Below are 19503 nucleotides of genomic sequence, written 5' to 3'. Positions count from 1 at the left end.
AGCCTGGGGAAGCGGCGAGGCGCGACGAAGCCTCCCCGGCGGCAAGACGAGATGAGGCAGCCCGACGCAGACACGAACGGCAGGAGCCTGCGGCTCGTCCTGGTCGCCGACCCGGGCCTGCCCTCCGAGATGGGCCGGACTCTCGCCCCCCGCGTGGGTGTGCCGCCTTCGCCGTCCTCACCCGCTGGTGGGCTCCCGACCACGTCCGTGCCCTGACCGTCGTCACACTCGCCGACGGTCTCGCCTCCACTGTCTTCGCCCCGCTGACAGCGGTGCTCGCCGACCACCTGTCCTGGCGCACCACGTACGTCGTGCTCGCCGCGGTCCTAGCCGTGATCACGATCCCGGCACACGCCGTCGCCCTGAATTCCCCCTGGCCCAAGGCACCCCGCTCACCTGCACCCAGCGGACATGGCGGCGAACGGGCGTCACGAACCCGCCTGTTCTGGATGCTCGCTGCAGCACTGACCCTCTCGGCGTTCGCCATGTACGCCGTCGTCTTCGCCTTGGTCCCGCTGCTCCTCGAACGCGGATACTCCACGACGCCGGCAGGCAGCATGGGGCCTCGGCCTCGGCGGAGCGGCCAGAGCCTCGATCGCAGCCGGCCGGTCCGAGGGAACCTGACCCTTCTTCAGGCCACGGCGGTGACCGACCGCTGGGGCACCGCTCCCTATGGGCGGATGTCAGGACTTCTCACCGCTCCCGCTACCACGGCCGCTGCCCTGGCACTGTTCGCCGGAGCCGTGCTCGCCGTGCCCATGGGTGGATACCCCCAGATGTTAGGCGTGCTGGCCGTCCTCTCCCTCCTGGCGTCCCTCATCGCCCTAGGCACGTCGGTACGGTCCGGCGACGAGTGGTCATAGCCAGCTGCCGAGGGTGATCAGCCCGCGGTGCACCAGCGGTTCGATGAAGGGGTTGGGCCGGAGCGAGGGCCCGTAGGCCAGCTCCGCCATGTCCATGCGCCAGGGCTTACGCCGGTGGTCGAGGAGGCGAAGGTCGGCGATCCATTCAGCGACCTCGGTGGCGGAAGAGGAACGGCGCACCCGTCCGTCGGCTGCACAGACGGCGGCCGTCACCCGAAGTGAGTCGGTCCATGGCCTTCTGCCTTCTCGCTTCCGTTGCGAGGTGCCTCTGGGGGAGCGCAGCGCGTACCGAAGCAGCGGATCACCGCGCCGCACCATCGACGGAGACACAAGCGGGATCAGTACAGCCGCCAGTGCCACGAGCTGCCGGTCCTGGTGCGTGGGCGAACCATCGAGCCAGGCGTTGACACGCGCCTGGAGGGCGAGAACAGAGTCGTCACTGACCGGCACAGGCTGGCTCATGATGAGTGGGAACCCGCATGGCTGTCCAAGGTCGTATGTCCATTCACCCTCGTCGGTCCAGTTCTCGCAGGTTTGCGCGGGTGGGGCGTCGTGAGGCAAACGGACGGTGTCCCAGCAGGCCTGGCATTCCGTCACCATGTACACACCGTGGTCCACGCACGCGAACGACCATGGAAGTTTCCAGCGCAGGAGCCAGCGCCGACTGGTGTTGTCCCGTAGACACTTCGGACACCAGCGTGCCTGCGAGTGGTGGATCCACGCCCCCTTGTGCCATTGCTGAACGGCGACGCCATCAGCAGGGAGCAACGGCAGATGCGGCAGCGCGTTGCCGGCATAGCGGGCGAGGGTCATTGAGTGCAGGCGCTCGGCGTCGACTCCGGTCAGTTTCTCCATCCGCCGGGCCACGGGGTCGGACAGCCGCATTTCGGCCGCGGAGACGCCGCCCAGCCTGTCGAGGTGAAGTTCCCGGAGAAGCGGCTTCATCTCGAGGTCCTGCTGCTCGGCGACTGCGCCGATCCAGCTGGTCAGAGACTCGCCGGGGATCGGCTCAACGATTGGTGCAGTCAGGGTGCGGCGCGGTTGGCGCTTCCCCTGCGCTGGCTTCTTCGCGGTGCTCACGGCGCGAATCCTGTGGCAGATGCGGCCTGCTGAACCGTGGCTCGTGAGCGGACCACCGATGTGGGTGACTGAGAAGTGGGCTCTGTTTACTGGAACCCTTTCCTCGGTGGGTCACCCAAGAGGACGCTTATGTGTGTTATTCGAATAACATCACGGAAGTGATGTGGCATGGACGACGCTCACTCGGACAGCCGCGACGTAGTACGCCCCGTTGTCATCGATTCTCCGAGGCGCCAGCTACTCCTGATTCCGTCCGAGTCCGACGATGAAGATGGTTGGACGCTACCGACAGTGCCCATGCGCCCCGGCGAAACCATCCGCCGCGCGGCATCCCGCCATCTACGTCGCACCGTCCACCTTCCGCCGATTCGTATCTCTCCTCTCATCGGTCGGCTCTCCCGCAGGGACTCCGTGGTGGGCGTTCAGTTCGTCGTGGTGGTGCGCCCAGCCGCGGAAAGCTGGCCGCCGGCCGTGCGCTTCGCCATCGCCCCGGAAGCCTGCTGGTGGACGACGGCCGAATTGCGGTCAGACCAAGCCCAGGTCGAGCCCGCTGAACTGCTCGATTTCATGGACGGCTACTGGGGCGGGTGGCTGCCGGACGGAGAGATTCCGCTCGAGTAGGGGCCTTCCTCCGGCCTTGGCCCGTCCGCCGTGACTGGCTGCGCCCAGCATCTCGTACGCCCGAACCCGCGGAAGGAGAGCAACCAGTGCCCGTGCATGCGATCGAGATCACCCTGACTCGCACCATCGAAGCCGCCGAACTCGAAGCCGCACGGCACGAAAGTGCCCTGCCCATGGCTGCCGCTTGCGATCGGAAACGTCTTGTGGTCCTCGTGTCCGCAACGAACGAACGCCGGGCCGTGAGAAAGATCTGGAAGCGGTTGGAAGACGCGCTCCCCATCGACGTGCTCTGCTGTCTCTTTCCGGGCGCCGACGGCGAATACCTCATGAGCATCCCCATGAGTGACGAGGTCCAGGAGCGGATCCAGCGGCTCGCTGCCGCCGAGGAGAAGACTCCGGAGGAGTACTTGCAACAAGCGATTGCGCAGGCTCTGGCACGTGACCGTTCCACGCGCCGAGCGCAGTTGGACTGCTCGCTGAACGAGTTGCTGCAGACCTACAGTCCCGGTGAGATCACGGCGGCAGCAGCTCGACGGATTATGGAATAGGGCCTCGAGGCTGCTTCCTCAGCGGAGGGCCGGGGACATGGGCTCCACCTGCTCGTCTTGCCAGGTGTGTCTAGCGTGGCACTGGCGGCGAGAGGTGATCGACATCGATCTCTTCGCTGCGGAGAATGCGTTCGTATGTGATGTCTCGGATCGTGGTGACTTCCAAGTCGATCTCGCCCCCGATGACGGCATTGATCACGGTGGCAGGAGCTGATTGCTTCGGCTTGCACTCCGCAACAAGAGCTTGCGCGAACCCTTCCCAGAGCCACAGCCTTTGGTCTCTGTCACCAGTGATGGAGAGCTGGAGGAGTCGGTCCGCGATCGCCGCTGGACGCTGCTTAATGTTTCCGTCTGTATCCCAAAGCCATTGCTCAAGGGTCGGAGGCGGCTCAGGCTTTTCGTCCTCGTCGAACACCGGCAGCAGGCTTGGCTTCACGAGCACGAGCAATGTCAGTTGATACGGCGGGCCGGCATCCCAACTCGGGGCGCACTCCAGCCGCAGGGACTCCACCCAATCGTCAAGTACCCGCCCCAGAGGGCTGCTGGTCTTGCCTGCCTTGCTGATCACCGAACTCTTGAGCGGCTCAAGCCACGGCACGACGTCGTCAGGAAAGGCGAAGCGTGAGAAGCGACGACCGACCCGCATCCCGAAGACGCGTAGAGCTGCCACGTCTGCGACACCTCGCTGCGGAGCAAGTAGTGCCACGTGAGCTTTCGACACGGTCGCGATGTGATCGAGGTCAGCGAAGGCGTCGGATCCAGCCTCGGGCACCGCAACAAAACCGGGCATGGCTCCCTTGGAGGCCCGTTTCATCAACTGTTCCGGCAACTTGACAATGGGAGCCACCTGGAGGAACGCCTTGCCCGGCTGCACGACATCGCACGTCTGGCTGATGATCGCCACGCCATCTGGGGTGGCATGCCAGATCACTTCGCCTGAAGGGCCGCGTAGCGGGATGCGATCCGTCTTGAGCACGTCCGCTTGCTGGAAACCGGAAAGATCTACTGATGCGTGTTCCGATGGTGAGGCTGGCTTGGTGAGTTCTTCCTCGACCCCATCCGCGGGGACGGATGGCTCGGTCATGTTGCGATGGCCCCCCGCTACTCGTCAGTAATCCCCAGCAACCCCGCTGGTGTGTATCCCGAGCCGCTGAGCGGCTGGCCAGGACGGCGATGCTCCTTCAAGAATCGCTCAATCGGGGTCACTCCGTCAGCACTTGGCGCAAAAAGCCATGCCCGGCGTTCATCGGTCGTTCCGCCTGGGGCCGAGTTGATGAGGCGTAGCAGTTCGGCCAGCAGCTCCGTGTTCCGGGCGTTCATCCGCTTGCCGGAAGCCCACATGTGCACGGCGCGCCGACTGACTCCGAACAACTTGCCCAGTTGGTCCCAGGTCAAGCCCGAGTGATCGTGGAGATGCGAAACCGACCCGGCGGTGGTCGTGCGAGGTGAGCTCGGCCCCTCCGCCGCCACCCGGTCAGTGGTATCCGCTTGGCCTTGTGAACTGAGGCCTTGCCGTACCTGGGGCGTGTAGGTGCGGCGGTCCAGGGGGGTCGTCGCCTCAGCAGGGGCTGCCACGGCACCAAAGGTCATGCTGCCTGCGAGACATGCTGCCGCCACTGGTCCCGCCACCCAGATGCGGATGCGGGACGAAGCGGCGGCATGGCGGGTTTCGAAGCCTTGGTCGTACGGCGTTGACGTGGCGGTGTACGGCCCAGGGTTCAGCAGGGTGCCGCTCATGGTCGGCCGCCGAAGTGTGTAAGAAACTCTCGAGTGACGGCCCAACGGAACAGGGTGTGGGCACGTTCAGCACAGGCCACGGCAGCCTTGCTTACCGCATCGGTGTCTCCGGCCAGAGCCAGATGAGAGTCGGGAAACTCCTCGTACGAGTCCAGGTCAAACACCCAGCTGGGCTCGGTTACTGGGGGCAGCGTTGGGTCAAACGTGCCGCCTTCCGGGAGGAGCCCGAACTGGACAAGCAGCTTTGCCGTCCCTTCGAAGGACAAGAGTGATTGCGACAGTGTGTACGACAGTTGCGTTCCACTGCCCAGCGGGGCTCCGACCAGACCAAGGAACTCGGGGTGGACGAGTTTCGTCAGTTGCCTGAGTGTTTCTGCACCGGTCAGACGGTTGGTGTAACGCACCGCTACGCGGTTGTACGAGGGGACTCGGGTGATGGCCCGGAAAGTGCCTGCCAGGCGGGCCAACTCGTTGCAGAAGTTTGTGCGCCCTGGATAGGCCGCGGTCTCGAGCGTCAGCGCTCCGTTGGTCAAGGCGACGACGCTCTTGTGGTCTGCGGATCGAAGACGCCAGACCTTGCCGACCTCGGCTTGCTGCGCCGGCTGACCAGGGGCGAAGAGGAAGGTCTGTTCAAGGCCTTGCTCGATGAACGGATAGCTCTCGGACAGTTCCTTGACGAATGCCTGCGCAGCCTCGTCCCCTGATGCAAGCACCGACAGGGTGCCGAAACGCAGCTGCCCGATCACTCTGGCCAGAGGCGCGTCAGGCAGCGGCACGTCATCGACTAGTACCCGCTCGAAAAGGGCTCCCCGCTCAGTCCCGTCCACACTTCACACTCTACTTCTCACTTACTGGGCTGTCAGTAGAGCTTGGGCCGAGCGGGTGACTGACGCCTTGGCTTGTCGCGTGCCCGTTGCTCTCATTTCACCCTCGTGGCGTGGTACGGGCCGCTAGCGTCCACTCATGCCTCTTGAACCGGTTTGGGTAGCGCTCATCGATGCCCCTTCGCTGCCGCCAGCACAGCAGCATGTGCTGGCGGAGCTCCTGGCGCGCCAGGGTGATCCCGTCACAGCGGCTCGCTTCTTCGCCCGACCCGACGTCACAGCTCACGCGCGTGACCTTTTGATCCGAGAGGCTCATGACCGGCAGTTGATCAAGGCGGTCCTGGCCACCCCGGTTGTCACCACGGGCACGCTGTTGATCGCAGCAGAGAAGCTGGGCGCCGAGACCGTCCTGACCGAGGTCGCTCGGACCCGATGGGACCTGCAAGAAGCCCAGATGCTGCTCATCGAGAGGCTGGATCATTCAGCGGCACGTCGCGTCGGAGTCTCGTGGGCTTTCGTCAACTCAGAGTTGCGTACGGCGCTGATCGATGCTGCTGTCCAGGACAAACCGCAGGACCTTGAGACGGGCGTTGCCTCTGATGCCCACCGCAAGGCCGAGCGCGATGCATGGGTGGCCAAGGTGGAGGCGTGGCACGACGATGTCTGGGCCTTGCTGTCCGCCCCGTCCGCAATGGGCATATGGCCGCAGCTCATCGCCCGCGGTGCGGACCACAACAGCACCAACCTCATAGTCAACTTGCTGCTCAGCGAGGCCAAGGAGCTCACCGACGAGACGCTGCAGGCTTGCTTGAAGACAGCTTTTCCCGACAGCGTTCCTGAAGCGGCTTCTGACCTCCGGCGATGGGGAGCGCTGCTGGAACTCGACAGGATCGCGGACATTGTCGACCGTCATCCTCGCGCCCTCCTCCTGCACGGATCGGTTCTCCGTCCGCGAGTGGCGGCGTTGGCCACGGCTGCCGTTGCTCACGCGAGGGAGAAGGGCATCTCGCAGTGGGACTGGTCGCACTTCGAGCCGATTGCTGCTGTGTGCACGAGCCCCGAAGTACTCGACGACGTCGCCAGGCTCATGTCGACCGCGAAGCGGCCCTCGTGGCAGCGGAGAGAGAGGCCTGATCCCGAATGGACTGCCGGCCGCGCCAAGGCCGCTGATGCCCTCGCCGCGAACCCGCTGCTCCCCTCGGTTGCTCTCGCCCGCATCGCTCCCTTGCTCAGTCCCGAAGCTGCCGCTCGGTTGGTTCAGCACCCGGACGAGCAGGTGCGGAATGCAGCGGAGGACGTCCTGACTCGGGCGATCATGCAACTGCACGGCGAGCGTCACAGTGCGCGGGTGCCTCGTCAGGAGCCTGAGCGCCAGACGGTTCCTTCGGACGACGTCCTCGCTGAGAGCGCAGATCCCCGAGCCGAACTAGCTGCTTTCCTCCCGCTCAAGGGACCGGCGGCGTACAAGCGGCAGGTCGCTGAGGCGATCGCCGCTTCCCGTTTCGCGGATGCTGACCTCCTCCGGGAATTGCCGGCTGTCCTTGCCCTGAACAGTGGAGCGCAGGCTCTGGAAGTTGCCTACCTGCTGCAGAAGGAACTGGGTGACGACGCCCACTCATGGAACGTGCTGGTCGGCAAGGTGGGACGACTGACGACGAATGCGACGAAGAGCCTGTCGATGCTGATCGAGGAGGCACGCGAGGACAGGCCCTCGACCTGACGGGAGGCCCTTCGACGTGCACGGCGGGAAACGATCAACATCTGCGCGGGAAATCACCTCTGTCCGTCCTGCTCGGCCGCTGACCAGCCCATTCCGTCGGTTCCCCACCGTCGAAGAGGCGGCATCGTAATCACGATGCCGCCTCTTCTCGTTGTGCGGTGTTGCGTTCGACACGTCGCGCCTCTCGCTGCATCGATACGCCGCCCTCGGCGGCCGTGACCTGTGATGAAGCTCTCAGGCCACGGCGTCGGGCTCAGCCGGCCGCGATGACCGTGGCGAGGGTCACGGCCGCGGGCAGTGCCTGGGCGAAGAGGATGCGGCGGTTGGCGGTGGCCGCGCCGTAGACGCCCGCGACGACGATGCAGGACAGGAAGAAGATCTGGACGCGGTAGCCGGTCGGGTCGTCGGCGATCAGGCCCCAGACCAGGCCCGCGGCGAGGAAGCCGTTGTAGAGGCCCTGGTTGGCCGCCAGCGGCGCGGTGGTGCGGGCCAGCTCGGCGTCGAAGCCGTGGAAGCGGCGTCCCGGACCGCGCTGCCACAGGAACATCTCCAGGACCAGGATGTAGACGTGCAGCAGCGCCATGAGGGCGACGAGGACGACAGAGATCAGATGCATGCGGTGATTGTGCCGGTGGGTGTGCGGGCGCGGTGAGGCGGTGGGGCGGCGTGCGCTGACCGCGGTCGCCGGTGGGTTCTTCGGTCGGCCCGGGGCCCGGCGGGAGGCGGCCTGGTCGCCCGGTCGGTCTTTCGGCTGAGCGGCTTGCCGCACGGGCTGTGAACGGTGGCCGTTCGGCCGAGGTGGCCGTTGCCGCGTCGGCGCGAGATTGGGGATCCCCTGCTCCAGGAGCCCGCCGATGCCACCCGAGTCGCTCTCATTCGTTGCCGGAGTCCGGTCCGGTGGCGGCCCTGTGCTCGCCCCCGTGCCGCAGGTGCCCGTCCGGAGTGGCCGTCATCGGTCGCGCCGAGTTCCCCGCCTTCGCCGCGACGTGCTGTTCCGGCTCGGATGCGCGGTCTTCGCGCTGTCGCCGGCCCTGGTCACCACCCTCACCCCGCACCGGATCTGGGGCGTCTGCGCCGCCCTCGGGTACGCGGTCGCCGCGGAGTTCGCCCGTAGGTCGCGCCCTTGGAACGGCCGCGGTGCGGTCGCCGCGCTGCTCGGATCCGTCGTCGTCCCGCTGGCGCTGATGATCGCGGCGGGTGGGTGAGGGCGGGGCGCGCCCCTCAGGGGAGTGCCCGAGTGCAGGGACGCGCATCTGGTGCGGGTCACCGTGCTCGCGGTGATCGGGCTGGTCGTGGCGCTGTGTCTGCCCTCGGCGGGGCGGGACTCGGCGGGAGAGGCGCCGGGGGTCTCGATCGGTGTTTCGGTTGTTTCGGGGCAGGGGGTCGGCGACGGCCCGTGACCGGTGGCCTGTGGCCCGGTAGCGCGGTGACGAGTGGAGCGTCGCGAGACGTTGCCCGGGTCGGCGGCTCGGGCTTCGTATTCGGCGTCGGGTTCGGTGCCGTCTTCGGCGTCGTGGCGGCTCCCGGCGCTGCGCACCGCCACGCGCGCGTAGGGCCCCGTTCGCCGGAGCGGGTTCTCCCACGCGCGCGTGACTGCAATGCGGCGTGCGCGACTGCCCTTGGGCCGCGTGCGACGTGGCTACGCCGCGAGCCGCTGGGCCAGCTGCTTCGCCCTCGCGGCGGCCTCGTCGAGGGCGCGCTCGCGGGAGGCCTCGAAGAGGGGGACCAGGTCGGCCATCTCCGGGTTGGCCGGGGCCATCGTGAGCTCCGGAACGATGAACTCGAGGTCGGCGCCGAGGAAGTCGGCCAGGACTGCCGAGAGGTAGTTCTGCACGTACTCGTAGCCCTCGCGCGGAGTGCCCGGCCCGTACGCGCCGCCGCGGCTGGCCACGACGGTGACCGGGGTGCCCTTGACCGACTGGGCGTCGCCCGCGGTACGGCCGAACAGGACCACCTGGTCCAGCCAGGCCTTCAGGGTCGACGGGATCGTCAGGTTGTACATCGGAGCGCCGATCAGCACGGCGTCCGCGCGCTCCAGTTCCTCGATCAGCGTCACGCGCTCGGCGAAGGCGGCGGCCTGCTCGGGGGTGTGCGTGGCCGGATCGGCGAAACCGGCGGTGTGGGCGTGGGCGGAGATGTGGGGCACCGGGTTCAAGGCCAGGTCGCGGTGGATCACCGTGCCCTCGGGGTGCTGTTCCTGCCAGGTGCGGCGGAAGGCGTCGGTGACGGCGCGGGAGGAGGAGGCGTCGGTCGGGAAGACCGAGGAGTCGATGTGCAGGAGCGTTGCCATGGGGGTCTCCGGAGGGACGGAAGCGGATGGGGGCGGATGGGAAGCGGGCAGGGGAAGGGCAGGGCCCTGGAAGCACCTTCCCGCAGTTACTGAGGATTCGTACTCGACTATGAATAACACAGTCACTTACTTTTTTTCATCCCCGTACCGCAGGGCAGTACCCTGAAGGGCATGGCGGGTGAGCAGAGTCACGACGTATCGGCGTGCAAACGGGTCGACGAGGGCATCACTCGCGTCTTCCAGCTGCTCGGCAAGCGCTGGACCGGCCCGATCGTGTCCGTCCTGACCGCGGGGCCCGCGTACTTCGTCGCCCTGCGCCGGGCGATTCCCGGCATCAGCGAGCGCATGCTCTCCGACCGGCTGACCGAGCTCGCCGCCGCGGGGCTGGTGGTGCGTGAGGTGTACGAGGGGCCGCCGCTGCGGGTGGTGTACCGGCTGACGGAGGCGGGCGCGGCGCTGGAGCCTGCGCTCACCGCGCTGGGACTGTGGGCGCAGGAACATCTGGCTGATGGAGTGGGGCCGGAGAGCTGCTGAGGCGGAGGGCCTGGTGACTGTCGATGCTCTGGTGGCTGCCGAGGCGGACTCGCCAGAAACTGCCGAGGCGGATCGCGGCCTCCTCGCCCGGCGCTCCGGCATCGCGGCGAGCGGTGGTTTCCACAACCGCGGAGTTGTCCACAGGGTCTGACGTGTTTCGGCGACCGGCTGTAACGTCGGCACGAGTTGATGTTCGTGCGTGAGCGGGGGAGGCGGTCGGTATGACCGAGGTCGGTGCGGAGGCTACGGCGCAGGTGGCCGCGGTGGCATCGGAGTCGTCGTCGGATTCCGCGGCGCGTCGGCTGCCCAGCGTGCGCGGCTTCGCCAAGTGGCCGGGCGGCGGATCGCCCAAGGAGGACGGCAAGGCACTGCGCGGGCGGGTGCCGCGCGCCGACCACGCGGTTCTCGACCTCGATGCCGCCCGCCCCGATGCCGTGGCCGCCGTCGAGGAGTCCAACCTCGGCCGGCTCCCCGAACTCACGCCGATAAGGGTCGGCCGGATGGCGGCGACGCCCTTCGCGTTCCTGCGCGGCTCGGCGGGCCTCATGGCGTACGACCTCGCCCGCACCCCCATGACCCGGATCCGCGCCCAGATCTGCGGTGACGCGCACGCGGCGAACTTCGGCCTGTACGGCGACGCGCGTGGCGGCCTGGTCATCGATCTGAACGACTTCGACGAGACGCTGTACGGCCCCTGGGAGTGGGACCTCAAGCGGCTCGCCACCTCGCTCGTGCTCGCGGGCCGGGAAGCGGGCGCCGACGAGGACGCGTGCCGCAAGGCGGCGCACGACACGGTGGGTGCCTACCGGCGCACCATGCGGCTGCTGGCCAAGCTCCCGGTGCTGGACGCGTGGAACGCGATCGCGAACGAGGAGCTGGTCTCCCACACCGACGCCCATGACCTGATCGGCACGCTGGAGCGGGTCGCGGAGAAGGCGCGGGGCAACACCAGCGGGCGCTTCGCGGCGAAGTCGACGGAGCCGACCGGGGACGGAGGCCGCCGGTTCGTCGACGCCCCGCCGGTGCTGCGCCGGGTTCCGGACGCGGAGGCGGCGGCGGTTGCGGCGTCGCTGGAGAGCTACCTCGGCACGCTCTCCGAGGACCGTCACCCCCTGCTCTCCCGGCACGCGGTGCACGACGTGGCGTTCCGCGTGGTGGGCACGGGCAGCGTGGGCACGCGCTCGTACGTCGTCCTGCTGCTGGACCACCGGGGCGAGTCCCTGGTCCTTCAGGTGAAGGAGGTCCGCCCCTCGGCCCTCGTCCCGCATCTGGTGACGGCCGGTTTCGAGGTGCCGGAGCCGGAGCACGAGGGGCGGCGCGTGGTGCTCGGCCAGAAGCGGATGCAGGTGGTCAGCGACATCCTGCTGGGCTGGACGACGGTCGAGGGCCGGCCCTTCCAGGTACGCCAGTTCCGCAACCGCAAGGGCAGCGTCGACCCGGCGGCACTGGCCGCCGACCAGATAGACGACTACGCCCGCATGACCGGCGCCCTCCTGGCCCGCGCCCACTCCCACAGCGCCGACCCCCGCCTGGTCTCCGGCTATTGCGGCAAGAACGAGGAACTGGACGAGTCGATCGCTTCCTTCGCCGTCGCCTACGCCGACCGCACGGAGGCCGACCACACCGCGCTGGTGTCGGCGGTACGGGCGGGGCGGATCGCGGCCGAGACGGGAGTGTGAGGGGCGGCGGTCGGTTCGCGGGGAGGGGGCGGTGAGGTACGTCACCCTCGGCGGCGGTGGGCCCGCCGAGGCGGCCGACGTGATCGACCCGACCGCCTGTCTGGCCCGGCTTATCGGGGCTCACCAGCCGAACGCAGGCAATGGGGCCAGGCCGATTGGGGCGGGGGTCCGGAGCCGCGGGCACGAAGACGCCAGGCGGACTGGGGCGGAGGTCCGAAGGCCGGCAGCGGCACGAAGACGCCGGGCCGACTGGGGCGGAGGCCCGGAGCCGCAGGGCACGAAGACGCCGGGCCGAATGGGGCGAAGCGCCCGAGCTGGCGGCGTGGAGTCGCAGGGCACGAAGGGCCGGGCAGGTGTGGCCTACGCTGGTCGGGTGACGACGCCGGAAGCTGAACAGTCCCAGGCCGAACCCGCTGGTGCGGGGACGTCGGGCGGTGCCGAGGTGCCCGCCGGCGGAGCTGAGCAGGGTGGTGAGGCACAGGTGCCGGCCGAGGACGGGGCGGAGCGGCCCGAGGCGCGGCTGGAGCGGGCCGTGCGGGCCGCCGAGCAGGCGTTGATCGAGTACGAGATCGCGGTGGAGACCTTCCGCGTCGAGGTGGAGAACTTCTCCCGGCTGCACCACCAGAAGCTCGGCCCGATGTACGCCCGCCTCGACGAGCTGGACGCCCGGATCGCCGAGGCCACGGCTGCCCGCACCGGTGACCCCGAGGACATCCGCAAGGCCGACGAGGCCCGCGCCCGGGTCCTGCCGATGCCCGGCGTCGAGGAGCTGTTCCACGGCTGGATGGACGGCGAGGGGCTGTTCCCGGAGGCCGCGGCGATGCTCACGGACCAGCCGGTGCGGCCCCCGCAGCGGGTGCGCCCCAGCGACGAGGCCCGCAAGCTCTACCGCGAGCTGGCCCGCAAGGCCCACCCCGACCTCGCCCAGGAGCCGGACGAGCGCGCGAGGCGCGAGGAGTTCATCACCCGCGTCAACGCTGCCTACGCCCGAGGCGACGAGGCGCTGCTGCGCGAGCTGGCCGAGGAGTGGGCCGCGGGACCGGTGCCGAAGGAGCAGGGCCCAACTCCGGCCGAGGAGCTCTACGCCCGCCTCGAGTGGCTCGCCCAGCGCAAGGAGCTGCTTGCCCTGGTCGCGAACGAGCTGGAGGAGAGCGCGATCGGTGCGATGCTCCGCCTGGCCCCGGACGACCCCGACCGCCTCCTCGACGAGATCGCCGACCAGCTCCTGGCCCAGGTCGAGGCGAGGGAAGCAGAACTGGCAACGCTGCTCGACTAGGGGCCGGAAACCGCCCGCAACGGCTCTCCCCTTGGGAGCTCCGTCGGGCACCGGCAGCCGTCCGGTAGCGTCGGACTCATGCATTTCGGATCTGGTGTGCCGACAGTCGAGGTCACCGACCTCAAGGACGACGACTTCCTGCTGGACGTCCGCGAGGACGACGAGTGGCAGGCGGGTCACGCCGAGAAGGCCCTGCACATCCCCATCAGCGACTTCGTGGCCCGCTACGGCGAGCTGACCGAGGCCGCCCCGCAGGACGGCCGCGTTCATGTGATCTGCCGCTCCGGCGGCCGCTCGGCGCAGGTCGCGATGTACCTCGTCCAGCAGGGCATCGACGCCGTGAACGTCGACGGCGGCATGCAGGTGTGGGCGGCGGCGGGACGTCCCGTGGTGAACGACGAGGGCCGGCCCGGCTACGTCCTCTGAGCCGCCCGCCTGAGCTGCTGCCTCTGCCCGTCCGCTGAACCGTCGGAGACGACCGTCACCCCAGCGGATGCGCCGCCAGCAGGTCCCCCAGTGCCTCCTCGTGTGCCGCCGCCGGGCCGAGCGCCAGCTCAAGGTGCTTGGCCCAGGCGTGGTACCGGTGCAGCGGATAGTCGACGTCGGCGCCGAAGCCGCCGTGCAGATGCTGGGCCGTCTGCACGACGCGGCGTACGCCCTCCGAGGCCCAGATCTTCGCCACGGCCACGTCTCCGGAGGCGGGCAGCGCTCCCGGCGCCCCCGAGGCGATCCGCCACGCGGCCTGCCACAGCGTGGCCTCCATCGCGCGCAGGTCGATGTAGCGGTCGGCGGACTGCACGGCGACCGCCTGGAACGTGGCGATCGGATGCCCGAACTGCTCCCGCTTGCCCGCGTACTCCGAGGTCATCCCGAGGACCCGCTCACCCAGCCCGAGCGCCAGCGCACATGTCCCCGTGGCCAGCAGCTCCCGCAGCCACTCCCACGCCCCCTCGGTGTCGATGACGTCCCGCGCCGTGAGCTCCACCGAGTCCAGCCGCAGCTCCCCCAGCCGCTCGCCGCTGGTCGAGAACTGCTCGGCGAGCGAGACCCCCGGCGCCTCGCGCGGGACCAGTGCGAGGACGGTCCGGTCGGCGGCCGTACGGGCCGGCACGACGACGAGATCGGCGTCGTACGCCCAGGGCACCGCTGTCTGCACCCCGTCCAGCACCCAACCGGAACCGGAACCGGAATCCTGCCGGGCGGTCACCGCGAGCTCGGCCGGGTCGTGGCCGGTGCGGCCGTGCGCGGCGACCGTGAGCACGACTTCCCCGCGCCCCGCCCGCGCCGGCAGGTCGGACTTCAGCTCGGGGCCGCCGTAGGCCTGGACGGCCGCCGTCGCCGCGGTGTTCTCCAGCAGCGGCACCCGTGCCAGTACCTTCGCCGACTCGCGCAGCACCAGGCACAGCGCGACGGCGTCGAGGCCCGCCCCGCCATGCTCCTCCGCGAGCAGCAGGCTCAGCAGGTCGGCGTTCGCGAGCCGCCCCCACAGTGCGCGGTCGAAGTCGTCGGCGACGGCACCCGGCGTGAGCGCGGGAGAGGGCACGGAGTCCGGTGCGACCCCGGCGAACACCCCGCGTGCCGCCTCGGCCGCCGCCTGCTGCTCCTCGGTGAAGGTGAAGTCCACGGTCCCTGCCCTTCCACACGTCCACACCCACGGCGATCTGACGGAGCGTCAAGATAGAACAGGTTCTAGAAGAAGGGAATGCTCTGTGGAGGACCCACGCAGGGCCCCGTACGGCCGTGTAGGACCCCCGTAAGGTGTGGACGACGGCGGCCCGGCTGGGGCTTTGCCCGGCGGGTGGGCCTGAGTACCGTTCCCGTGCGAGCGCCGCGTGCTGAGGGAAGACGGACCGGAATCGGGAAACGGGGCTACATGGACGGGTACGACGCAGGCTCGGCCGCCCGGCACGGGCCGGACGAGGAGCCGCGGGACGCCGCTGTCCCGTCCGCCGTCGAGCCGTCTCCCGTGCCGCCGTCCGGCGAACCCCGCACCGGCGTGGCCGCCCTCTCCCTGCGCTACCAGATCGGCGCCGCCCTGGCCCTCGCGGTCGTGGCGATAGCCGTCTGTGTCCACATAGGCATGGTCTTTCTGCACGTCGCCCCGCCGAACACGGTCACCAAGCAGCACGGCAAGGCGATCGACGACTGGATATACCCGGAGTTCGAACAGAACTGGAAGCTGTTCGCCCCCAACCCGCTGCAGCAGAACATCGCGGTGCAGGTCCGCGCCCAGGTCGGCACGGCCGACGGCGGTCGCCGCACCACCGGCTGGTACGACCTGTCCGCCCAGGACGGCCGGGCCATCGACGGCAATCTGCTGCCCAGCCACACCCAGCAGAACGAGCTGCGCCGGGCCTGGGACTTCTTCGTCGCCACGCACGATGCCGAGAACCGTCCGGTAGGCCTGCGCGGTGCCCTGTCAGAGACGTATGTGCGACGCATAGTGGAGCTGCGCCTGGACCGCGCGAACGCGGCCGGTGAGAGCGGCGTCCTCGAACGCGTGCAGGTTCGCTCCCGCACCACCAACGTGGACCCGCCCAAGTGGAGCGGCGAGCAGGTCTCGGACAAGCCGACCTACCGGGTGCTGCCCTGGTGGTCGGTCACGGCCGACGCGACAGACACCGCGGGCGCGCAAGAGGGGAGCGCCCGGTGAACCGCTACTCCCTCGCGATTTCCGCCGGCATCGCCCGGGTCACCGAGTCCGCGCTCGGCCCGTACCAGACGGCCGTGATCCGTATCGGCTTCACCGCGACCTGGCTGCTGTTCCTGCTGCGCGAGTTTCCGCACCGCCAGGAGATGTACGGCCCCGACGGTCCCTGGGACTTCGACCTGGCCCAGCAGCTGATCGGGACGAACGGCTCCTTCACGGCCCTGATCTGGTCGAGCAGCGGGTTCTGGTTCGAGAGCGTCTACGTCCTCGCGGTCCTGAGCAGCGTGCTGCTGCTGCTCGGCTGGCGCACCCGCACGATGTCCGTGCTCTTCATGGTCGGCGTGCTCTCGCTGCAGAACCGCTCCATCTTCATGGGCGACGGCGGCGACAACGTGCTGCACCTGATGTGCGTCTACCTCGTTTTCACGCGCTGCGGCCAGGTCTGGTCACTGGACGAGCGCCGGGCGAGGCGTGCGGGCGAGGCACGTGCGCGTGGCGAGCGGGTCGGGCCGGACCGGATCGGTCCGCTCCTGTGGAGCGTGTTCGGGGTCGCGCTGGTCGCCGTGACCGCGGTGGGCCGTCTCGACGGCGACCTGACCGTGCCGGTGATCCTGTGGGGCGTCTGGCTCGCACTGGCCGGCCGGTGGATCGTGGGCCGCCTGGCGCGGACCGACCAGCCCCGCATCCTGCTCGACGTCATCGGCAACATCGTCCACAACGGCGCCCTGCTGGTGATCATGGCCGAGGCGTGCCTGATCTACGCCACCGCCGGCTGGTACAAGATCCAGGGCTCCCGCTGGCAGGACGGCACCGCCGTCCACTACCCGCTGCACCTCGACTACTTCTCGCCCTGGCCCGCCCTCGCCGACCTGCTGTCGTCCAGCGGCACGATGGTGATGCTCATCACCTACGGCACGGTCATCGTGCAGGTCGCCTTCCCGTTCACGCTGTTCAACCGGCGGGTCAAGAACGTCCTCCTCGCCGCGATGATCACCGAGCACGCCGTGATCGCGGTCGTCCTCGGGCTGCCGTTCTTCTCCCTGGCGATGATCGCGGCGGACGCGGTCTTCCTGCCGACGTCGTTCCTGCGCCGCCTCGGCGACTGGGCGGCACGCGCGCGTGGGGGGCTGTCGAGGCTGGCCCGGCGCGGTGACGGCCCCACGGAGCTGCCGGGGCCGCGCGCCCCGGAGAACCCCGAGCACGCGCACGTAGGCTTCACGGCATGACCGTGACCTCCTGGAACCGGCTCGCCGGCACCTCCGTGCTGCTCGACGGTTTCCACGCCCTCAAGCACGCCGTGCGCTTCGGCGCCGAGGTCCCGGTCGCGGTCGCCGTAGACCGGGATGCGGCGCTCGCGCTCGCCGACGAGCTGGCACCGGACGTACGGGACGCCCTGGACGCGCTCCTGACGCAGGTCCCGGAGTCGACATACACCTCGCTGGTGCCGCGCCCGCACCCCACCGGGGTCGCCGCCCTGGCGGTACGACCGCCTCGCGCCGCCAACCTGGAGAAGCTGGCGCGCACCCCGCGCACCGCCCCCGTCGTGGTCCTCGACAACCCGCGCAACCTCGGCAACGCGGGCGCCGTGATCCGTCTGGCCGCCGGCTTCGGCGCGACCGGCGTCGTCACCACCGGCACCCTCGACCCCTGGCATCCGACGGTCGTACGCGGCGGGGCGGGGCTGCACTTCGCGACCGCCGTGGAGCGGCTGGACGTGGCGGAGCTGCCGCCCGGGCCGCTGTTCGCCCTGGACCCCGAGGGCGACGACATCCGGGGCAGCAAGCTCCCGGACGACGCCGTCCTCGCCTTCGGCTCCGAACGCACCGGCCTGTCGGCCGAACTACGCGCGCGTGCCGACCATTTGGTGGCGTTGCCGATGCGCCCCCAGGTCTCCAGCTACAACCTTGCGACGAGTGTGGCGATGACGCTGTACCACTGGAGTCTCACCGGGGGCGCCTTCAGGGCTTAGGCCTCCCGGCGCACCTCGACGACCCGGAACCGGTTCGCCACGAACGCCCCGTCGCACAGGGCGGAGTTGGCCGCAGGGTTGCCGCCCGAACCGTGGAAGTCCGAGAACGCGGCCGTCTGGTTCACGTACACCCCGCCCGTGAGGTTCAGCGACAGCTGGGCCGCCTCCTCCAGGCAGGCCTCCTGCACGGCCTGCTCGACCTCGTCGTCGGTCGTGTACGCACCGACCGTCATGGCCCCCTTCTCGCGCACCGTCCGCCGCAGCAACTCCACCGCGTCCGCTGCCGAGTCGACCGCGACGGCGAAGGAGACCGGGCCGAAGCACTCGCTCATGTAGGCGGACTCGTCGTCCGGCTTGGCGCCGTCCAGCTTCACGATCACCGGCGTGCGGACCACCGCGTCCGGGAACTCCGGGTTCGCGATCTCGCGGGAGGCGAGGGCGACTTCGCCGAGGCCGGCGGCAGCCTCCAGGCGCGCCTTGACGTCGGGATTGACGATCGCGCCGAGCAGCGCGTTCGCGCGGGCGTCGTCGCCGAGGAGGCCGTCGACCGAGCGGGCGAGGTCGGCGACGACCTCGTCGAAGGTCCGCGGGCCCTCCTCGGTGCGGATGCCGTCACGGGGGATGAGCAGGTTCTGCGGGGTGGTGCACATCTGGCCGCTGTACAGGGACAGCGAGAACGCCAGGTTGGACAGCATGCCCTTGTAGTTGTCCGTCGAGTCGACGATCACCGTGTTGACGCCGGCCTTCTCCGTGAAGACCTGCGCCTGGCGGGCGTTGGCCTCCAGCCAGTCGCCGAACACGGTCGAGCCCGTGTAGTCGATGATCCGGATCTCCGGGCGGGTGGCCAGCGTCTTGGCGATGCCCTCGCCGGGGCGCTCGGCGGCCAGCGCGATCAGGTTCGCGTCGAAGCCCGCCTCGGCGAGCACCTGCCGGGCGACCTGCACGGTGAGCGCGAGCGGCAGTACCGCGCGCGGGTGGGGCTTCACGAGGACCGCGTTGCCGGTGGCGAGGGAGGCGAACAGCCCGGGGTAGCCGTTCCAGGTCGGGAAGGTGTTGCAGCCGATGACCATCGCGATGCCGCGCGGGACCGGCGTGAACTGCTTGTTCAGGGCGAGCGGGTCGCGCTTGCCCTGCGGCTTGGTCCACTCCGCCGTGTCGGGGGTGCGCACCTGCTCGACGTACGCGTACGCCACAGCCTCCATGCCGCGGTCCTGTGCGTGCGGGCCGCCCGCCTGGAACGACATCATGAAGGCCTGGCCGGAGGTGTGCATGACCGCGTGCGCGAACTCGTGCGTGCGGTCGCTGATCCGCTTGAGGATCTCCAGACAGACCACCGCGCGCATCTCCGCGCCCGCGTCCCGCCACGCCCGCATGCCGGACTTCATGGCGGGCAGCAGCTGGTCGATGTCCGCGTGCGGGTACTCGACGCCCAGCTCGATGCCGTACGGAGAGCCCTCGCCGCCGACCCAGCCGTCGGTGCCGGGCTGGCCGAGGTCGAGGCGGCCTCCCAGGAGGGCGTCGAAGGCCGCCTTGCCCGCTGCGGCGTCCAGGCTGCCGTTCTCGCCGTAGGCCTTGGGGTGCTCGGGGTGCGGGGACCAATACGCACGTGTGCGGATCGCTTCCAGCGCCTGGTCGAGGGTGGGCCGGTGCTTGGCGATCAGCTCGTGGGCGGTCAGTTCGGCGGCCATGCGGGACCAACTCCTCGTTTCAAG

At 69.4% G+C, this 19503-nt stretch carries 20 protein-coding genes and 1 pseudogene; 13 read left to right on the top strand and 8 right to left on the bottom strand.

Annotation, left to right across the window (positions count from 1 at the left end; all coding sequences use genetic code 11):
* Positions 1–164: 164 nt before the first annotated feature.
* Positions 165–863: pseudogene (locus tag ACZ7M7_RS27605) on the top strand (MFS transporter); the annotation flags it as partial.
* Here ACZ7M7_RS27605 and ACZ7M7_RS27600 read toward each other — a convergent pair.
* On the bottom strand, positions 858–1943 hold the full coding sequence (locus ACZ7M7_RS27600) for a TniQ family protein (protein ID WP_472121185.1): 1086 nt from the start codon (positions 1941–1943) through the stop codon (positions 858–860). The pseudogene ACZ7M7_RS27605 and the gene ACZ7M7_RS27600 sit on opposite strands and share 6 nt — an antisense overlap.
* Positions 1944–2357: 414 nt before the next feature.
* Between ACZ7M7_RS27600 and ACZ7M7_RS27595 the strand changes: the two genes are divergently transcribed.
* Both ACZ7M7_RS27595 and ACZ7M7_RS27590 read left to right on the top strand, forming a co-directional pair.
* On the top strand, positions 2358–2564 hold the full coding sequence (locus tag ACZ7M7_RS27595) for a hypothetical protein (RefSeq protein ID WP_472121182.1): 207 nt from the start codon (positions 2358–2360) through the stop codon (positions 2562–2564).
* A gap of 92 nt (positions 2565–2656) precedes the next feature.
* Positions 2657–3112, top strand: coding sequence for a hypothetical protein (locus ACZ7M7_RS27590; RefSeq protein ID WP_472121178.1), 456 nt, complete (start codon positions 2657–2659; stop codon positions 3110–3112).
* 70 nt (positions 3113–3182) lie between these two features.
* On the opposite strand, the gene ACZ7M7_RS27585 is transcribed toward ACZ7M7_RS27590, so the two are convergent.
* Genes ACZ7M7_RS27585 through ACZ7M7_RS27575 form a run of 3 tightly spaced genes read right to left on the bottom strand, consistent with a single transcriptional unit; the run spans position 3183 to position 5676 of the window.
* On the bottom strand, positions 3183–4196 hold the full coding sequence (locus tag ACZ7M7_RS27585) for a hypothetical protein (protein WP_472121175.1): 1014 nt from the start codon (positions 4194–4196) through the stop codon (positions 3183–3185).
* A 17-nt stretch (positions 4197–4213) separates the two neighbouring features.
* Positions 4214–4849: a helix-turn-helix domain-containing protein gene (locus ACZ7M7_RS27580; RefSeq protein ID WP_472121171.1), complete on the bottom strand. Its 636-nt coding sequence runs from the start codon at positions 4847–4849 to the stop codon at positions 4214–4216.
* Complete coding sequence (locus tag ACZ7M7_RS27575) at positions 4846–5676, bottom strand: TIGR04255 family protein (protein ID WP_472121168.1); 831 nt, start codon at positions 5674–5676, stop codon at positions 4846–4848. Before ACZ7M7_RS27575 ends, ACZ7M7_RS27580 begins: the two co-directional genes overlap by 4 nt.
* A gap of 136 nt (positions 5677–5812) precedes the next feature.
* On the opposite strand from ACZ7M7_RS27575, the gene ACZ7M7_RS27570 reads away from it, so the two are divergent.
* Positions 5813–7393, top strand: coding sequence for a hypothetical protein (locus tag ACZ7M7_RS27570; protein ID WP_472121165.1), 1581 nt, complete (start codon positions 5813–5815; stop codon positions 7391–7393).
* A gap of 253 nt (positions 7394–7646) precedes the next feature.
* On the opposite strand, the gene ACZ7M7_RS27565 is transcribed toward ACZ7M7_RS27570, so the two are convergent.
* Positions 7647–8009: a DUF1304 domain-containing protein gene (locus tag ACZ7M7_RS27565; protein WP_383608370.1), complete on the bottom strand. Its 363-nt coding sequence runs from the start codon at positions 8007–8009 to the stop codon at positions 7647–7649.
* Positions 8010–8379: 370 nt separating this feature from the next.
* On the opposite strand from ACZ7M7_RS27565, the gene ACZ7M7_RS27560 reads away from it, so the two are divergent.
* Entirely contained in the window at positions 8380–8598 is a 219-nt protein-coding gene (locus tag ACZ7M7_RS27560) for a hypothetical protein (RefSeq protein ID WP_472121161.1), read from the top strand.
* Positions 8599–8622: 24 nt separating this feature from the next.
* Positions 8623–8793, top strand: a complete 171-nt coding sequence (locus ACZ7M7_RS27555; protein WP_472121158.1) for a hypothetical protein — start codon at positions 8623–8625, stop codon at positions 8791–8793.
* Positions 8794–9032: 239 nt separating this feature from the next.
* Here ACZ7M7_RS27555 and ACZ7M7_RS27550 read toward each other — a convergent pair whose 3' ends face one another.
* A complete protein-coding gene (locus ACZ7M7_RS27550; RefSeq protein WP_383608376.1) occupies positions 9033–9683 on the bottom strand; it encodes an FMN-dependent NADH-azoreductase in 651 nt (216 codons plus the stop codon).
* Between the two features lie 171 nt (positions 9684–9854).
* On the opposite strand from ACZ7M7_RS27550, the gene ACZ7M7_RS27545 reads away from it, so the two are divergent.
* The 4 genes from ACZ7M7_RS27545 (at position 9855) to ACZ7M7_RS27530 (ending at position 13598) form a co-directional block, all read left to right on the top strand.
* The gene (locus tag ACZ7M7_RS27545) at positions 9855–10217 is read left to right on the top strand and encodes a winged helix-turn-helix transcriptional regulator (RefSeq protein ID WP_362386041.1); all 363 of its coding nucleotides are present in this window, start codon (positions 9855–9857) and stop codon (positions 10215–10217) included.
* Positions 10218–10438: 221 nt separating this feature from the next.
* Positions 10439–11896, top strand: a complete 1458-nt coding sequence (locus tag ACZ7M7_RS27540; RefSeq protein ID WP_472121154.1) for a DUF2252 domain-containing protein — start codon at positions 10439–10441, stop codon at positions 11894–11896.
* Between the two features lie 373 nt (positions 11897–12269).
* On the top strand, positions 12270–13172 hold the full coding sequence (locus ACZ7M7_RS27535) for a hypothetical protein (protein ID WP_383608388.1): 903 nt from the start codon (positions 12270–12272) through the stop codon (positions 13170–13172).
* A gap of 96 nt (positions 13173–13268) precedes the next feature.
* Positions 13269–13598 carry a rhodanese-like domain-containing protein gene (locus ACZ7M7_RS27530; RefSeq protein ID WP_383608584.1) on the top strand — a complete coding sequence of 110 codons (330 nt, stop codon included), beginning with the start codon at positions 13269–13271 and terminating at the stop codon, positions 13596–13598.
* A 55-nt stretch (positions 13599–13653) separates the two neighbouring features.
* Here ACZ7M7_RS27530 and ACZ7M7_RS27525 read toward each other — a convergent pair whose 3' ends face one another.
* Complete coding sequence (locus tag ACZ7M7_RS27525) at positions 13654–14796, bottom strand: acyl-CoA dehydrogenase family protein (RefSeq protein WP_472121149.1); 1143 nt, start codon at positions 14794–14796, stop codon at positions 13654–13656.
* 249 nt (positions 14797–15045) lie between these two features.
* On the opposite strand from ACZ7M7_RS27525, the gene ACZ7M7_RS27520 reads away from it, so the two are divergent.
* The 3 genes from ACZ7M7_RS27520 to ACZ7M7_RS27510 are packed head-to-tail and all read left to right on the top strand — an operon-like array spanning position 15046 to position 17791.
* Positions 15046–15825, top strand: a complete 780-nt coding sequence (locus ACZ7M7_RS27520) for a DUF5819 family protein (RefSeq protein ID WP_472121145.1) — start codon at positions 15046–15048, stop codon at positions 15823–15825.
* Complete coding sequence (locus ACZ7M7_RS27515; protein ID WP_472121142.1) at positions 15822–17048, top strand: HTTM domain-containing protein; 1227 nt, start codon at positions 15822–15824, stop codon at positions 17046–17048. The genes ACZ7M7_RS27520 and ACZ7M7_RS27515 overlap by 4 nt, the downstream gene beginning before the upstream one ends.
* Positions 17045–17791: a TrmH family RNA methyltransferase gene (locus tag ACZ7M7_RS27510; protein WP_383608400.1), complete on the top strand. Its 747-nt coding sequence runs from the start codon at positions 17045–17047 to the stop codon at positions 17789–17791. Before ACZ7M7_RS27515 ends, ACZ7M7_RS27510 begins: the two co-directional genes overlap by 4 nt.
* Here the strand turns inward: ACZ7M7_RS27510 and paaN are convergent.
* Entirely contained in the window at positions 17788–19479 is a 1692-nt protein-coding gene (paaN, locus tag ACZ7M7_RS27505) for a phenylacetic acid degradation protein PaaN (RefSeq protein ID WP_472121138.1), read from the bottom strand. The genes ACZ7M7_RS27510 and paaN overlap by 4 nt on opposite strands.
* Positions 19480–19503: the final 24 nt, after the last annotated feature.

It is taken from the genome of Streptomyces sp. NPDC111606 (assembly GCF_055656945.1).
The sequence above is the reverse complement of the archived record's forward strand: the minus strand, read 5'-3'. Positions and strand labels throughout refer to the sequence as shown.

Coding starts and splice junctions, on each gene's coding strand:
- ACZ7M7_RS27545 (WP_362386041.1), top strand. CDS start 9,855: ATGGCGGGTGAGCAGAGTCACGACGTATCGGCGTGCAAACGGGTCGAC.
- ACZ7M7_RS27520 (WP_472121145.1), top strand. CDS start 15,046: ATGGACGGGTACGACGCAGGCTCGGCCGCCCGGCACGGGCCGGACGAG.
- ACZ7M7_RS27540 (WP_472121154.1), top strand. CDS start 10,439: ATGACCGAGGTCGGTGCGGAGGCTACGGCGCAGGTGGCCGCGGTGGCA.
- ACZ7M7_RS27585 (WP_472121175.1), bottom strand. CDS start 4,196: ATGACCGAGCCATCCGTCCCCGCGGATGGGGTCGAGGAAGAACTCACC.
- paaN (WP_472121138.1), bottom strand. CDS start 19,479: ATGGCCGCCGAACTGACCGCCCACGAGCTGATCGCCAAGCACCGGCCC.
- ACZ7M7_RS27580 (WP_472121171.1), bottom strand. CDS start 4,849: ATGAGCGGCACCCTGCTGAACCCTGGGCCGTACACCGCCACGTCAACG.
- ACZ7M7_RS27565 (WP_383608370.1), bottom strand. CDS start 8,009: ATGCATCTGATCTCTGTCGTCCTCGTCGCCCTCATGGCGCTGCTGCAC.
- ACZ7M7_RS27570 (WP_472121165.1), top strand. CDS start 5,813: ATGCCTCTTGAACCGGTTTGGGTAGCGCTCATCGATGCCCCTTCGCTG.
- ACZ7M7_RS27550 (WP_383608376.1), bottom strand. CDS start 9,683: ATGGCAACGCTCCTGCACATCGACTCCTCGGTCTTCCCGACCGACGCC.
- ACZ7M7_RS27510 (WP_383608400.1), top strand. CDS start 17,045: ATGACCGTGACCTCCTGGAACCGGCTCGCCGGCACCTCCGTGCTGCTC.